This is a genomic window from Streptomyces sp. WELS2 (genome assembly GCF_013870595.1).
GTDB lineage: Bacteria > Actinomycetota > Actinomycetes > Streptomycetales > Streptomycetaceae > Streptomyces.
This window is the reverse complement of sequence record NZ_JACBWZ010000006.1, coordinates 1-14,629: the sequence shown is the minus strand read 5'-3', so window position 1 is coordinate 14,629 and position 14,629 is coordinate 1. Positions and strand designations below refer to the sequence as shown.

Below are 14,629 nucleotides of genomic sequence, written 5' to 3'. Positions count from 1 at the left end.
TTGATGAACAGGATCGTGGTCGAGGACGTGACCCCGGTGGTGGGAGAGGGCCTTCCGGGCAAGGCGGCGGTCGGCGAGGCGGTCCCCGTCAGCGCCGCCGTCTGGCGGGAGGGACACGACGCGGTGGGCGCGACCCTGGTGTGGCAGGGGCCGGACGACCCGGCGCCGCGGCACACCGCGATGAGCCGCTCGCACGACGACGTGGACCGGTGGCACGCGCTGCTGGTGCCCGACCATCCGGGCTTGTGGCGTTTCCGCGTCGACGGCTGGGACGATCCCTGGGCCACCTGGTGCCACGGCGTACGGGTGAAGGCCGGGGCCGGCGTCAATCCCGGGCTGCTCGCCGTCGACCTGGAAGACGGCGCACGCCTGCTCGACGAGGCGGCCGACGCGGCCACGGCCGGTGAACGGCTGCTGCTGCGGGGCGCGGCGGAGGCCCTGCGCCGGGACGGCGCGCTGATCGGCGAGCGCGTCGCGCCCGCCCTGTCCGAGCCGGTCCTGCGGCTGATGGCCGAGCGTCCGGTCAAGCGCCTTCGGTCGCCGGGGCGCACGTACGAGCTGTGGGTGGACCGCGAGCGGGCCCTGTCCGGTGCCTGGTACGAGTTCTTCCCGCGCTCCACGGGCGGCCGCGACGCCGCCGGCACCCCGCTGCACGGGACCTTCGCGACCGCGGCGGCCGAACTCGAACGCGTCGGCGCGATGGGCTTCGACGTGGTGTACCTGCCGCCGATCCATCCCATCGGCCGGACCAACCGCAAGGGCCGCAACAACTCGGTCGTGGCTCGACCCGGCGATCCCGGCTCGCCCTGGGCGATCGGCTCGGCGGACGGCGGCCACGACGCGGTCCACCCCGAGCTGGGCACACTCGACGACTTCGACGCCTTCGTCGCCCGCGCCCGGGAACTCGGCCTGGAGATCGCCCTCGACCTGGCACTGCAGTGCTCACCCGACCATCCCTGGGTGGCCGAGCACCCGGAGTGGTTCACACACAAGTCCGACGGCTCGATCGCCTACGCGGAGAACCCGCCCAAACGGTACGAGGACATCTACCCGCTCAACTTCGACAACGACCGCGAGGGCCTGTACGCCGAGGTGCTGCGCGTGGTCCTGCACTGGGTGCGGCACGGGGTGCGGATCTTCCGGGTCGACAATCCGCACACGAAGCCACCGGACTTCTGGCACTGGCTCATCGGCGAGGTGAAACGGTCCTTCCCGGACGTGCTGTTCCTGGCCGAGGCGTTCACCAGGCCGGCCCGGCTGTACGGCCTGGCCCGGCTGGGCTTCACCCAGTCCTACACCTACTTCACCTGGCGGGAGACGAAGGCCGAGATCGAGGCCTTCGGCGGCGAACTGGTCGCGCACGCCCACGAGTGCCGGCCCAACCTGTTCGTGACCACGCCCGACATCCTGCCGCGCTCGCTGCAGCGCGCACAGCCGGCGATGTTCGCCATTCGCGCCGCGCTGGCGGCCACCATGGCACCGACCTGGGGCGTGTACGCGGGCTTCGAGCTCTACGAGTCCGAGCCGCTCGCCGAGGGCGGCGAGGAGTACCTGAACTCGGAGAAGTACGAACTGCGTCCCCGGGACTTCTGGGGGGCGCTGGACCAGGGCCGCTCGCTGCAGCCGTGGATCACCCGGCTGAACGAGATCCGCCGTGCCCACCCGGCGCTGCGGCAGCTGCGCGACCTGCACTTCCACCCGACCGACAACGACTCGCTGGTCGCGTTCTCCAAGCGCGACCCGGTCAGCGGGGACCTGGTCCTCGTCGTTGTCTCGCTGGACCCGGCGACCGTCCAGGAGGGAACGGTCGCCTGGGACTTCCACCGTCTCTGCCTGGAGCCCGGAACGTTCGCGGTCCTCGACGAAGTGAGCGGAGACCTCTTCCACTGGACCGAGGAGACGTACGTGAAGATCGAACCGATGCACCAGGTGGCCCACATCGCGGCCGTGGTGAAGGCATGAGCGCCCGCGAGCCGGTGCCCGCGGCCGGCGCCGGGCCGGCGCAGGGCGGCCCGGACTGGTTCAAGACGGCCGTCTTCTACGAGGTCCTGGTGCGTGCCTTCCACGACTCGGACGGCAACGGCACGGGCGACCTCACGGGGCTGACCGAGCGCCTGGACTACCTGTCCTGGCTGGGCGTCGACTGCCTGTGGCTGCCGCCGTTCTACGCCTCGCCGCTGCGCGACGGCGGGTACGACATCAGCGACTTCCGGTCCGTGCTCCCGGAGTTCGGGACCATCGAGGAGTTCGTGCGGCTGCTGGACGAGGCGCACCGCCGTGGCATCCGGGTCATGATCGACCTGGTGCTCAACCACACCTCCGACGAACACCCGTGGTTCCAGGCCTCCCGCAGCGACCCGGACGGGCCGTACGGCGACTACTACATGTGGGCCGACGACGACTCCGGCTACCCGGACGCACGCATCATCTTCGTCGACACCGAACGCTCGAACTGGACCTACGACCCGGTCCGCGGCCAGTACTTCTGGCACCGTTTCTTCAGCCACCAGCCGGACCTCAACTACGAGAACCCCGCGGTGCAGGAGGCGGTCCTCGACGTGCTGCGCTTCTGGCTGGACCTGGGCGTGGACGGGCTGCGGCTGGACGCGGTGCCCTACCTGTTCGCCGAGGAGGGCACCAACTGCGAGAACCTCCCGGCCACCCACGACTTCATCAAGCTGTGCCGGAAGGTCGTCGACGACGAGTACGGCGACCGGATCCTGCTGGCCGAGGCCAACCAGCCGCCGGAGGAGGTCGTCGCCTACTTCGGCGAGACCTCCGGCGGGGGCGACGAGTGCCACATGGCGTTCCACTTCCCGCTGATGCCGCGGATGTTCATGGCGGTGCGGCGCGAGTCGCGCTACCCGGTGGCCGAGGTGCTCGCCCAGACGCCGGCCATCCCGGACGGCTGCCAGTGGGGGCTGTTCCTGCGCAACCACGACGAGCTGACCCTGGAGATGGTCACCGACCAGGACCGCGCGTACATGTACGGCGAGTACGCCAAGGACCCGCGGATGAAGGCCAACATAGGCATCCGGCGGCGGCTCGCCCCGCTGCTGGACGGCGACGAGCGGCAGGTCCGCCTGTTCACCGCGATGCTGCTGTCGCTGCCCGGCTCGCCGATCCTCTACTACGGCGACGAGATCGGCATGGGCGACAACATCTGGCTCGACGACCGGGACGCCGTGCGCACCCCGATGCAGTGGACCCCCGACCGCAACGCCGGTTTCTCGACCGCGGACCCGGGCCAGCTGTACCTGCCGGTGGTGGCCGACACCGTCTACGGGTACCAGTCGGTCAACGTCGAGGCCCAGCGGCGTGTGCCCTCCAGCCTGCTGCACTGGAACCGCGAGATGCTGCAGGTCCGCAAGGAGCACCCCGCCTTCGGGCTCGGCACGTACACGGAGGTGGAGGGTGAGAACCCCGCCGTCCTGAGCTACCTGCGCAGCCACCGCGCGGAGGGCGCGGACGCGGACGACGTGGTGCTGTGCGTCTTCAACGTCTCGGGCCGCCCGCAGCGGGCGCTGCTGCCGTTGCAGGGCCACCGGGGCCGCGTCGTGGTGGAGGCGACGGGCGGCGAGGTGTTCGGCTCCGTCGGTGACGAGGACTTCGCCGTCACCCTGCCCCCCTACGGCTTCTACTGGCTGCACCTGCGTCACCTGGAGGAGAGATGACCGGCGTCCAGGCGGCTCTGGGCCGCTGGCTGCAGGTCCAGCGCTGGTTCGCGGGCAAGAACCAGTCGGTCCGGAACGTCACCGTCACCTCGGACGTGCCCCTGGTGCCCGCCCCGGCGCACGACGGCCCCGAGGCCCGGCTGCTGATCGTGGCGGCCGAGATGGGCGACGGGACGGTGCAGCGTTACCAGATCCCGGTGGGCGTGCGCGCCTCGGTGCCGCCATGGCTGTGCGCCGACCCGATCGCCGTGGTGGACGGCCGGCTGTTCTACGAGGCCACCAGCGATCCGGAGCTGATGTCCGTGCTGCTGCAGCGGGTCGCGGCCGGCGGCTGGAGCGGCCCGGTGCGCTTCCGCTCCGAACAGGAGGGGGCGCTGCGGCTGGCGGCCCGGGCCGGACTCGACGTCCGCCCGCTGCAGGCCGAGCAGTCCAACAGCTCGGTGGTGTTCGGTGAGCGCTTCATCCTCAAGCTGTTCCGCCGGGCGGTGGTGGGGACCAACCCCGACCTGGACGTGCTGCGCCGGATCGGCGGCGAGGCCGGGGCGCCGATCGCCCCGGTGCTCGGGTCCATCGAGGTCGACACCGAGCGGGGCCCGGTCACTCTGGGGCTGGTGCAGTCCTTCGCCCCGGGCGCCGTCGACGGGTGGACGCTGGCGACCACCGCGGGGGACGGCGCCGAACCGGCGCCGGACGACTTCGCCGCACTCGACGCGGCCGTCCGCTCCACCCACCCGGCGCTGGCGCGCGCATTCGGTTCGGGAGCGCTGACGCCGTCCTCGGCGGGGCGGCTGACCGCCGGGATGTCCGTGCGGCTCGAAGAGGCGCTGGAGCAGGTCCCGGCGCTGCGGCCGTTCGCGCCCGGCCTGCGCGCCTCGCTGGCCGTGGAGCCGCACGGGCCGCCGAGCGGCCGGCTGCAGCGCATCCACGGGGACCTCCACCTCGGGCAGGTGCTGCGCACCGGGGACGGCTGGCTGCTGATCGACTTCGAAGGCGAGCCGTCGGCGTCGCCGGCGGAGCGGGTGGCCTGGCGCTCCCCGCTCCAGGACGTCGCGGGCATGCTGCGGTCCATCGACTACGCCGCCCGCACCCGGGGCGAGGACGGCCCGGGCTGGGCGCACGGGGCCGCGGAGGCGTTCCTGCGCGGGTACGGCGGCATCACGTCCGCCGACCGGCGCCTGCTCCGGGTCTTCGAGCTGGACAAGGCCGTCTACGAGGTCCTGTACGAGACGAGGAACCGCCCCGACTGGGTCTCCGTGCCGCTCGCGGCCGTCCGGGAGGCCCTGGGACAGCAGCCCGCGGAGGCACCGCGGTGACCGCCCCGGTGCACGAGGCGGCCGGCCCGCCCACCCAGGAGCGCGTATGGCAGCTGCTGTCCGGCCAAATCACCGACCCGCACCGCCTGCTGGGCAGGCACCCGTGCGCGGAGGGGACGGCGGTCACGGTACTGGCCCGCGGGGCGGACGCCGTGGACGTGGAGCTGGGCGACGGCCGGCGGATCCCGCTCGGCCGTCTGCACCCCGACGGGCTGTTCCGTGCCGTGGTACCGGGCGGGGCGGGGTTCTACACCGTGTGGGAACGCACCGACGGGCGGTGGCGGCAACGGCAGGACCCCTACCAGTGGCCGCCGGTGCTGGACGAGGACGGTCTCGCGCTGTTCGCCGCGGGCCGGCACACCCGGCTGTGGGAGTTGCTGGGGGCGCGCCCGCAGCCGGCGTCGAACGGCACCCCGGCCGGCACGCTGTTCGCCGTGTGGGCGCCGAACGCCCGCGGTGTGCAGGTCACGGGCGACTTCAACGGCTGGGACGGGCGCGGCCACCTGATGAGCCGCACCGGCACCGGCGGGGTCTGGGCGCTGTTCGTGCCCGGTGTGGGCGCGGGCGCCCGCTACCGCTTCGTGGTCTGCGGGGCGGACGGGCGCTGGCGCGAGAAGGCCGACCCGCTGGCCCGGGCCGCCGAGTGCCCGCCGGCCAACGCGTCCGTGGTCACGGCGACTTCGTACTCCTGGCGCGACACCGGGTGGATGCGTGAGCGCCCGGCCCGGCAGAGCGCCGGCCGGCCGATGAGCGTCTACGAGGTGCACCTGCCCTCATGGCGCCGGCGGGAGGACGGCTCCTGGCTGGACTACCGCGATCTCGCGCGCCTGCTGGGCGAGCACGTGCAGCGGCTGGGCTTCACGCACGTGCAGCTGCTGCCGCTGGCGGAGCACCCGCTGACCGCCTCCTGGGGGTACCAGGTCGGCTCCTATTTCGCCCCCACGGCCCGGCACGGCGATCCGGACGGGCTGCGCTTCCTCGTGGACCACCTGCACGGCCTGGGCGTGGGAGTGCTGTTCGACTTCGTGCCGGCGCACTTCCCGCGGGACGCGTGGTGCCTGGGCACGTTCGACGGCACCGCCCTGTACGAGCACCCCGACCCCCGGCGCGGTGAACACCCGGACTGGGGCACGTACATCTTCGACTACGCCCGGCCCGAGGTCCGCAGTTTTCTGCTGTCCGCCGCGTCGTACTGGCTCGCCGAGTTCCACGCGGACGGCCTTCGCGTCGACGCGGTCTCCTCGATGCTCTACCTCGACTACTCCCGGGGCGAGGGCGAGTGGCTGCCGAACGCCCTGGGCGGGCGCGAGAACCTGGAAGCGGTCGAACTCCTGCGGGAGCTGACCACCGGCGTGCACACCGCCCACCCGGGCGCGCTCGTGATCGCCGAGGAGTCCTCCGCCTGGCCCGGCGTCACCCGGCCGGAAGGCCTCGGGTTCGACCTCAAGTGGAACCTGGGCTGGATGCACGACACCCTCCTCCAGACCGGCTCCGCGCACCCGGACGGTGACGGCTTCAGGCACTCGGCGTCCTACGCCTTCTCCGAGCGGTTCCTGCTTCCGCTGTCGCACGACGAGGTGGTGCACGGCAAGGGCTCGCTGTGGCAGCGGATGCCCGGGGACGACGGGGCGAAGGCGGAGCGGCTGCGGGCCTTGTTCGCCTATATGTGGGCCTACCCGGGGAAAAAGCTGTTGTTCATGGGCGGCGAGTTCGGGCAGACCTCCGAGTGGGACGCCGAAGGCGAATTGCCGTGGTCCCAGGCGGCCACCGAGCGGGGCGCGGCCCTCACCGCCCTGGTGACGCGGCTGAACCGGCTTCAGCGGTCTCTCGCGCCGTTGCACGTGGACGATGATCCGCGGCTGTTCTCGTGGCTTCCAGAGCCGAACGGCGAACAGGTCGCCGCCTTCGCGCGCGGCGGTGCCGGCGGCGAGACCCTGGTGTGCCTGGTGAACCTCTCCGACCAGCCGGTGACGGCCCTCGGCGTGCCGCTGCCCGCGCCGAACGGCTGGTCGGTGGTGCTGGACACCACCGCCTCGCCCGACGGCACCCCGGTCGCGGAGCTGGTGCGGGCCGACGGGGCGCCGCTGGGCCTTCCGGCGCGCTCCGCGCTGTGGCTGTGGCACGACGGCCGCCGGGAAGACGCTCCGCGCTGAACGGCGGCGAGGCTATTTCGTGCAGTGCACGAAATAGCCTCGCCCGGGCCCTGATTCCGGGCGGACTTAATCAAGTACGCGCATTGCCCGCCGGCAACCTTGCCCCTCGGGCGCAGGTCCGGTTTTCTTCAAAGGGCGAGCAATCGCCAGCGATATCGAATGGCGAATTCTGCGCCATCTCCGATTCGACTCTTCCCAGGAGACGGAATGACAAGGAAGGTACTGATCGTACTCTCGGAGTACGGTTACTGGGGCGAGGAACTCCTCGGCCCGCTGGTCGCCTTCGACCGCAACGGGTACGAGAGCGTCTTCGCCACACCCACCGGCAAGCGTCCGCAGGCGCTCCCGCCGAGCCTGGACCCGGGATACATCGACCCGCCGCTCGGCCGCTCCGTGACCACCCCCGAGGTGGCCGTGGCCGCCCGGGAACTGGACGAGTCGGACCGCCTCGACAACCCGCTCGACCTGTCGGCGTGGATCCCGGAGCGCCCCTACGACAGCGACCCCAACCCGCTGCGCCTGATGGAGGCGTACTACCGGGAGCTGGCCACGCTCGACACCGACATCGAACAGTACGACGCGCTGGTCATCGTCGGCGGCAGCGGCCCGATCGTCGACCTGGCCAACAACGGCCGGCTGCACGAGCTGGTCCTCGCCTTCGTCCGCGCGGACAAGCCGATCCTGGCCGAGTGCTACGGCATCGCCACCCTCGCGTTCGCCCGTGACTGGGAGACCCGCGAGAGCATCATCTGGGGCAAGCACGTCACCGGCCACTGCAAGGAGTACGACTACAAGGACGGCACCGGGTTCCTCGGCGTCGACTTCAACATGGGCCCGCCGCCGTACCCGCTGGAGTACATCCTGCGCGACGCCACCGGCCCCGACGGCCGCTTCCACGGAAACGTCGGCAAGGAGACCTCGGTCCTCGTCGACTACCCGTTCATCACCGCCCGTTCGACGCCTGACTCCTTCCTCTCCGGCGAGAAGCTGGTGGAGGTCCTGGAGGCGGGCCTGCGCCGCTACGGCTGGTAGCAGCCGAGCCCGTCACGACTGACCTGGAGGTAACGCGCATGAACGCGAGGCCTGGCAAGGAAGCGATCTTCGAGCAGTTCCTGGCTGATGGGGTCACCAGGATGTTCGGCAACCCGGGCACGGTGGAGCAGGGTTTCCTGGACGTCCTGGAGCAGGTCCGGGGCTTCGAGTACATGCTGGCGCTGCACGAGGGCGTGGCCGTCGGGATCGCCGACGGCTACGCCCGGGCCTCCGGGGGCCCGGCGCTCGTGCAGTTGCACACCGGCGTCGGCCTGGGCAACGGCGTGGGCATGCTCTATCAGGCCAAGCGGGGTCACTCCCCGCTGGTGGTGATCGCCGGCGACGCCGGCGTGCGCTACGACGCGATGGACTCGCAGATGGCCGTCGACCTGGTGGAGATGGCCAGGCCGGTCACCAAGTACGCGACGCGGGTGACGCACCCCTCCTCGGTGCTGCGGGTGCTGCGGCGCGCGGTGAAGGTGGCGATGACGCCTCCGCGCGGGCCGGTGTTCGTCGCCCTGCCGATGGACGTGCTGGACGAGCTGACCAGCGAGCCCGTGGTGCCGTCCTCGGTGCCCACCCGGGCCGTCCTTCCCGTCGCGGCGGAACTGGAACGCGCCGCGGCACTGCTCGCGGACGCACGCAACCCGCTGATCCTGATGGGCGACGGCGTCTCGGTCTCCGGCGGGCAGGCGCAACTGGCGCGGCTGGCGGAGCTGCTGGACGCCCCGGTGTGGGGCCTGGACAACTCCGAAGTCAACATGGACGCCACCCACCCGCTCTACCGCGGACAGCTCGGCCACATGTTCGGCGAGGTCAGCGCTGCCGCGGTCGCGGAGGCCGACGTGGTGGCAGTGGTCGGGACCTACCTGTTCCCCGAGGTGTTCCCCTCGCTGGCCAGTCCCTTCCGCGCCGACGCGAAGATCGTCCACATCGACCTGGACGACTGGGAGATGGCCAAGAACTTCCCCGTCGACGTGGCCCTGGTCGCCGACCCGGCTCCGACCCTCGCCGCACTCGGCGACCTGCTGGAGTCCCGGGGCCTGACCCGGTCGGCCGCCGACCCGGTGCCGATCCCCGCGACCACGGCCGACAGCCCGCTGATGGAGCTGTTCGCCGCGGAGCTGCGCCGGCAGGCCGGCCCGGCGGGCGTGGTGCTGTTCGACGAGGCGCTCACCGCCTCCCCGCCGCTGGTCCGCCAGCTCCCGCCGACCCGGCCCGGCGACTACTTCCTGACCCGCGGCGGCTCCCTCGGCATCGGCATCCCCGGCGCGATCGGCGCCAAGCTGGCCCGTCCCGAGGCCCACGTGGTGGGCTTCACCGGCGACGGCGGCAGCATGTACACCATCCAGGCGCTGTGGACGGCCGCCCGCTACGGGGTCGCGGCGAAGTTCGTCATCTGCAACAACCAGCGCTACCAGCTGCTCGACCTGAACATCGAGCAGTACTGGCGCGAGCGCTCCATAGCCTCGCACGACCACCCGGCCGGCTTCGACCTCAGCAGCCCGGGCATCGGCTTCGTCGAGCTCGCCCGGAGCCTGGGCGTCGAGGCGGTGCGGGTGGACAAGCCGGACCAGGTGGAGGCCGCGATCCGGCGGATGCTCGAGCACCCCGGGCCGTTCCTCGTCGACCTGGCCACGGACTGAGGGGCGCGCCGATGAACGCCATCGCACCGGCCGCCGACGGCCGCCTGGCGGGACGTACCGTCGCGATCCTGATGGAGAGCGACTACGTCGAGCCCGAGGTGGACTACTACCTGCGGCGCTTCGCCGAGGAAGGCGCCCGGGTCGAGCTCCTGACCAGGCTGTGGGGCGAGGACGCCCTCACCTTCACCGGCCACGAGCACCACCTCCCCCTCACCGTCGACGGGGACCTGGAGCTGGTCGACGACGAGCGGCTGCGCGAGTACTCCGCCCTCATCGTCCCCTCCGGCATGGTCTCCGACCGGCTCAGGTACGCCGAGAAGGCGGGCGACCTCTCGCCCGCCGTCCGGCTGCTGAAGCGGGCCTTCGACGATCCGCGCATCCTCAAAGGGATCATCTGCCATGGCATGTGGCTGCTGTCGCCGATCCCCGAGGCGGTCCGCGGGCGGCCCGTGACCTGCCACAACAACCTCGTTCACGACGTCCGGCACATGGGGGCGGTCTACACCGACCAGGACGTCGTGGTGCACGGCGACCTGGTCACCGCCCGCAGTGCCGACCACTGCCACCTCTTCGCCCGCACCCTCATCGACCTCCTCGCGGCCAGGGGAGCCTCCCGCGACCGGCGCTGGTGGCGCTCGACCGTACCCAACCGAAAGGGGGACCACCATGACGGGTGACTACCGACCGGACTTCCTGTTCTCCGACCTCGTCGCCGGCTACGTCACCGAACACGACCCGGCCGGCCGTGTGGTCACGCTGCGCACGGGTGACGGGCGGACGGTGCGCGCCGAGTACGGCACCGCCACCGCGGAGATGCTGCGCAACCTCGGCGAGCCCTACCGGGACGTGACCGGACGGCTGGCCGAACTGCTCGTCCCGGGCCGGCACCTGTTCCTGTACGGCGTCTTCTACCCGGGCCGCTCCGGCTACACCGTCGAGGCCAAGCACGTCACCTTCCTCGGCGAGCAGGCCGGCCGGTACGCGTTCGAGGACGGCGGCTGGTGGCCTCACCAGCTGGGGGAGCTGGCCCGCTTCTACCGCGTCGCGCAGTTCGGGCAGACCTCCGACCCCGACTTCGCCGACTACCGCACCCAGCTGCGCCTGAGCGGCAACAAGGGCGACCACCACGTCCAGGAGACCGACACGATCTCCCGGCTGGTGTACGGCATGGCCTCCGCCTACATGCTCTCCGGCGACGAGGACTACCTGCGCATCGCCGAGCGCGGCACCGAGTACCTGCGCGACCACATGCGCTTCGTGGACCGGGACAGCGACGTCGTGTACTGGTACCACGGCATCGACGTGCGGGGCGGCACGGAGTCCAAGATCTTCACTTCCGAGTTCGACGACGACTACCGCGCCATCCCCGCCTACGAGCAGATCTACGCGCTCGTCGGCCCGACGCAGACCTACCGCATCACCGGTGACCCGCGCATCGCCGACGACATCGACGCGACCCTGCGTCTGTTCCACCGGTACTTCAAGGACCACGAGCGGGGCGGCTACTACTCGCACATCGACCCCCTCGAACTCAGCCCGCACCACCCGTCGCTGGGCCGCAACCGCTCGCGCAAGAACTGGAACTCCATCGGCGACCACGCGCCCGCGTACCTGCTCAACCTGTACCTGGCGACCGGTGAGGCGCGGCACGCCGACATGCTCGAGGAGTGCTTCGACCTGATCGTCGAGCGCTTCCCCGAGGAAGGCAGCCCCTTCGTCCAGGAACGCTTCCACGAGGACTGGTCGGCCGACCGCACCTGGGGCTGGCAGCAGGACCGCGCCGTCGTCGGTCACAACCTGAAGATCGCCTGGAACCTGATGCGGATGAACGCCATCCGCCCCAAGGACCGCTACACCGAACTCGCCCGGCACATCGGGCGGACCATGCCCGCGGTCGGCGCCGACCTGCAGCGGCACGGCTGGTACGACGTGGTGGAACGCACCCGGCGGCCCGGCGAGGACTTCCACCGGATGGCCTGGCACGACCGCAAGGCGTGGTGGCAGCAGGAGCAGGCGATCCTGGCGTACCAGATCCTCGCCGGCAACACCGGCGACGCCGGCTTCCGTACCCAGGCGCGCGAGTCCGCCGCGTTCTACAACGCCTTCTTCCTGGACCACGAGGAGGGCGGCGTCTACTTCAACGTGCTGGCCGACGGCCTGCCGTACCTGCTCGGCACCGAGCGGATGAAGGCCAACCACGCGATGAGCCTGTACCACAAGGCCGAGCTGTGCCTGCTCGCCACGGTGTACGAGCGGCTGCTGCTCAACGGCGAGCCCCTGTCGCTGTGGTTCCGGCCGCTGCCGGAGGCCGACCGGACGCTGCGGGTCGCCCCCGACGCGCTGCCCCCGGGCTCGGTCCGCCTCGGCGCGGTCGAGGTGGACGGCAGCCCGTTCACGGGCTTCGACCCCGACGCCCTGACCATCGAGCTGCCGCGCTCGGAGAAGCCGCTGCACGTGCGGGCCACCCTGCAGCCGGCCCGCTGATCGGAGATATGACATGCAGGTCGAGAAGTACATGCGGGGCACCGTCACGGTGGTCGTCGTCGACGGCGACCTCGACGGGGTGACCGCCGCCGAGGCCAGCGCGAACCTGGAGGCGCTCACGCCGGACAGCGGGCAACTGCTGCTCGACCTCGGACGCGTCGGCTACCTGTCCAGCGCGGGCCTGCGGGTGCTGCTGCTGCTCTACTACCGGGCCCGTGCCCACGGTGTTCCGCTGGCCCTGGCGGCCATGCCCGAGGAGGCCCGCAGCGTCCTGGCGGCCACCGGCTTCCTGGACAGCGTCCTGGTGGCCGACAGCGTCGACGACGCGATCCGGGTGCTGGCCCCGTGACCACCGCCGCCGCTCCGCCCCGCACCGCCGACCTGCGGGTGAGCCCCGGCGTGCCGCTGCCCTACGGCGCCACCGTCACCCCGGAGGGGATCAACTTCTCGATCCCCTCCGGCGGGGCCACCTCCATGACCCTGGTGCTGTACCGGCGTGGCGCGCCCGAGCCGTTCGCGGAGGTGGTCTTCCCCCGCCACTGCCGGGTCGGCGGTGTCTACAGCATGCTCGTCGGCGGCCTCGATCCCGAGGCCATCGAGTACGGGTACCGCGCCGACGGCCCGTACGCCCCCGGCCGCGGGCTGCGCTTCGACGCCCGCACCGTCCTGGCCGACCCCTACGCGCGGGCCTTCGGCGGCCGGGAGACCTGGGGCGCGCCGTACTCGCTCGACCCGTACCCGTACCGGTCCCGGGTCGTCGCCGGCGACGCCTTCGACTGGCAGGGCGACACCTCGCCCGGGATCCCGGTCGAGGACCTCGTCGTCTACGAGCTGCACGTGCGCGGCTTCACCCGCCACCCCTCCTCCGGGGTGCGCCGGCCCGGGACCTTCGCCGGCCTGGCCGAGAAGATCCCCCACCTGCTCGACCTCGGCGTGAACTGCGTCGAACTGCTCCCGGTGTTCGAGTTCGACGAGTCGGACAACGCCCGCAGCAGCGAGGACCGGCGGCTGTTCAACTACTGGGGCTACAACACGTTCGGCTACTTCGCGCCGAAGGCCGGCTACGCCGCTTCGGACGACGCCGCCTCCGAACTGAAGGACACGGTCAGGCGACTGCACGCGGCCGGCATCGAGGTCGTCCTCGACGTGGTCTTCAATCACACCGCGGAGGGCGACGAACGCGGCCGCACCCTCTCCTTCCGGGGGCTGGACAACCCCGGCTTCTACCTGCTGGCACCGGACGGCGGCTATCTGAACTTCAGCGGCACCGGCAACACCTTCAACGCCAACAGCCCCGTCGGCCGGGCCTTCGTCCTGGACTGCCTGCGCCACTGGGTGACCGAGTTCCACATCGACGGGTTCCGCTTCGACCTGGCTTCCGCGCTGGTCCGCGGCCAGGACGGCACCCCGCTGGCCGACCCTCCCCTGCTGGAGGCGATCGCCGCCGACCCGGTGCTGCGCGACACCAAACTCATCGCCGAGGCGTGGGACGCGGGCGGCCTGTACCAGGTCGGCAGCTTCCCGCACTACGGGCGCTGGTCGGAGTGGAACGGCCGTTTCCGCGACTCGGCGCGCCGCTTCCTCCAGGGAGACCAGGAGGCGGCCCGGGACCTCGGCGCACGCGTCCTCGGCTCCCTGGACCTGTACGGGCGGCGCGGGCCCCGGGCCTCCGTCAACTTCATCACCTGCCACGACGGGTTCACCCTGCACGACCTGTACGCGTACAACGACAAGCACAACCACGCCAACGGCGAGGACAACCTCGACGGCGAGCGGACCAACCACTCGTGGAACTGCGGGACCGAGGGCCCGACCGACGACCCCGAGGTGCTGCGGCTGCGCTCCCGGCAGGTCCGCAACGCCCTCGTCCTGCTGCTGGCCGGCCGCGGCGTGCCGATGCTCACCGCCGGCGACGAGTTCGGCCGCAGCCAGCAGGGCAACAACAACGCGTACTGCCACGACGAGCTGTCCTGGGTCGACTGGGACCTCGCCGCGGACAACGCCGGGCTGCTGAACTTCACCCGGGCGCTGACCGCCTTCCGGCACGGCCATCCGGCGCTGCGTTCGCCCGACGCCCGGGGCCTGGCCGCCATCCCCGTCGACGGCGTCCCGCTGCTGCAGTGGACGCTGCGGCTCGGCGACGACGCCGTGCACGTCGCCGCCAACGCGCACTGGGAGACCCATACCGTCCCCCTGCCCGACCTGCCCGGCCACCTCGCCTGGCACGCCTTCGCCGACACCGCCGCGCCGGAGCCGCTCGCCCCGGCGTAGTCCGCGAGATGTGCCTTCGGTCTGGCGGGCGCCACCGGCTTCAGGGACACGTCGTC

The 14,629-nt window shown here is 71.8% G+C and carries 10 protein-coding genes; all 10 read left to right on the top strand.

Annotated features, from left to right (window positions below; translation table 11 throughout):
- Window positions 1-3: 3 nt before the first annotated feature.
- The 10 genes from H5J33_RS00940 to H5J33_RS00895 all read left to right on the top strand — a co-directional run bounded on the left by H5J33_RS00940 (window position 4) and on the right by H5J33_RS00895 (window position 14,573).
- Window positions 4-1,962 carry an alpha-1,4-glucan--maltose-1-phosphate maltosyltransferase gene (locus H5J33_RS00940; protein WP_181792792.1) on the top strand — a complete coding sequence of 653 codons (1,959 nt, stop codon included), beginning with the start codon at window positions 4-6 and terminating at the stop codon, window positions 1,960-1,962.
- On the top strand, window positions 1,959-3,674 hold the full coding sequence (gene treS / locus H5J33_RS00935) for a maltose alpha-D-glucosyltransferase (RefSeq protein WP_181792791.1): 1,716 nt from the start codon (window positions 1,959-1,961) through the stop codon (window positions 3,672-3,674). Before H5J33_RS00940 ends, treS begins: the two co-directional genes overlap by 4 nt.
- Window positions 3,671-4,987 carry a maltokinase N-terminal cap-like domain-containing protein gene (locus H5J33_RS00930; protein WP_181792790.1) on the top strand — a complete coding sequence of 439 codons (1,317 nt, stop codon included), beginning with the start codon at window positions 3,671-3,673 and terminating at the stop codon, window positions 4,985-4,987. Before treS ends, H5J33_RS00930 begins: the two co-directional genes overlap by 4 nt.
- Window positions 4,984-7,140 (top strand): 1,4-alpha-glucan branching protein GlgB, encoded by a 2,157-nt coding sequence (gene glgB / locus H5J33_RS00925; protein ID WP_181792789.1) that lies wholly within the window; start codon window positions 4,984-4,986, stop codon window positions 7,138-7,140. The genes H5J33_RS00930 and glgB overlap by 4 nt, the downstream gene beginning before the upstream one ends.
- Window positions 7,141-7,347: 207 nt before the next feature.
- Entirely contained in the window at window positions 7,348-8,172 is an 825-nt protein-coding gene (locus tag H5J33_RS00920; protein WP_181792788.1) for a type 1 glutamine amidotransferase domain-containing protein, read from the top strand.
- A 38-nt stretch (window positions 8,173-8,210) separates the two neighbouring features.
- On the top strand, window positions 8,211-9,818 hold the full coding sequence (locus tag H5J33_RS00915; RefSeq protein ID WP_181792787.1) for a thiamine pyrophosphate-binding protein: 1,608 nt from the start codon (window positions 8,211-8,213) through the stop codon (window positions 9,816-9,818).
- Between the two features lie 11 nt (window positions 9,819-9,829).
- On the top strand, window positions 9,830-10,495 hold the full coding sequence (locus tag H5J33_RS00910; protein ID WP_181792786.1) for a DJ-1/PfpI family protein: 666 nt from the start codon (window positions 9,830-9,832) through the stop codon (window positions 10,493-10,495).
- Window positions 10,485-12,302 (top strand): AGE family epimerase/isomerase, encoded by a 1,818-nt coding sequence (locus tag H5J33_RS00905; protein WP_181792785.1) that lies wholly within the window; start codon window positions 10,485-10,487, stop codon window positions 12,300-12,302. Before H5J33_RS00910 ends, H5J33_RS00905 begins: the two co-directional genes overlap by 11 nt.
- A gap of 13 nt (window positions 12,303-12,315) precedes the next feature.
- Window positions 12,316-12,651 carry an anti-sigma factor antagonist gene (locus H5J33_RS00900; protein WP_181792784.1) on the top strand — a complete coding sequence of 112 codons (336 nt, stop codon included), beginning with the start codon at window positions 12,316-12,318 and terminating at the stop codon, window positions 12,649-12,651.
- On the top strand, window positions 12,648-14,573 hold the full coding sequence (locus H5J33_RS00895) for an alpha-amylase family glycosyl hydrolase (protein WP_309485284.1): 1,926 nt from the start codon (window positions 12,648-12,650) through the stop codon (window positions 14,571-14,573). Before H5J33_RS00900 ends, H5J33_RS00895 begins: the two co-directional genes overlap by 4 nt.
- Window positions 14,574-14,629 lie beyond the last annotated feature (56 nt).

Bases quoted from the DNA above. Each gene is read 5' to 3' on its own strand.
- H5J33_RS00940 (WP_181792792.1), top strand. From the start codon at position 4: ATGAACAGGATCGTGGTCGAGGACGTGACCCCGGTGGTGGGAGAGGGC.
- H5J33_RS00930 (WP_181792790.1), top strand. From the start codon at position 3,671: ATGACCGGCGTCCAGGCGGCTCTGGGCCGCTGGCTGCAGGTCCAGCGC.
- H5J33_RS00915 (WP_181792787.1), top strand. From the start codon at position 8,211: ATGAACGCGAGGCCTGGCAAGGAAGCGATCTTCGAGCAGTTCCTGGCT.
- H5J33_RS00900 (WP_181792784.1), top strand. From the start codon at position 12,316: ATGCAGGTCGAGAAGTACATGCGGGGCACCGTCACGGTGGTCGTCGTC.
- treS (WP_181792791.1), top strand. From the start codon at position 1,959: ATGAGCGCCCGCGAGCCGGTGCCCGCGGCCGGCGCCGGGCCGGCGCAG.
- H5J33_RS00905 (WP_181792785.1), top strand. From the start codon at position 10,485: ATGACGGGTGACTACCGACCGGACTTCCTGTTCTCCGACCTCGTCGCC.
- H5J33_RS00920 (WP_181792788.1), top strand. From the start codon at position 7,348: ATGACAAGGAAGGTACTGATCGTACTCTCGGAGTACGGTTACTGGGGC.
- H5J33_RS00910 (WP_181792786.1), top strand. From the start codon at position 9,830: ATGAACGCCATCGCACCGGCCGCCGACGGCCGCCTGGCGGGACGTACC.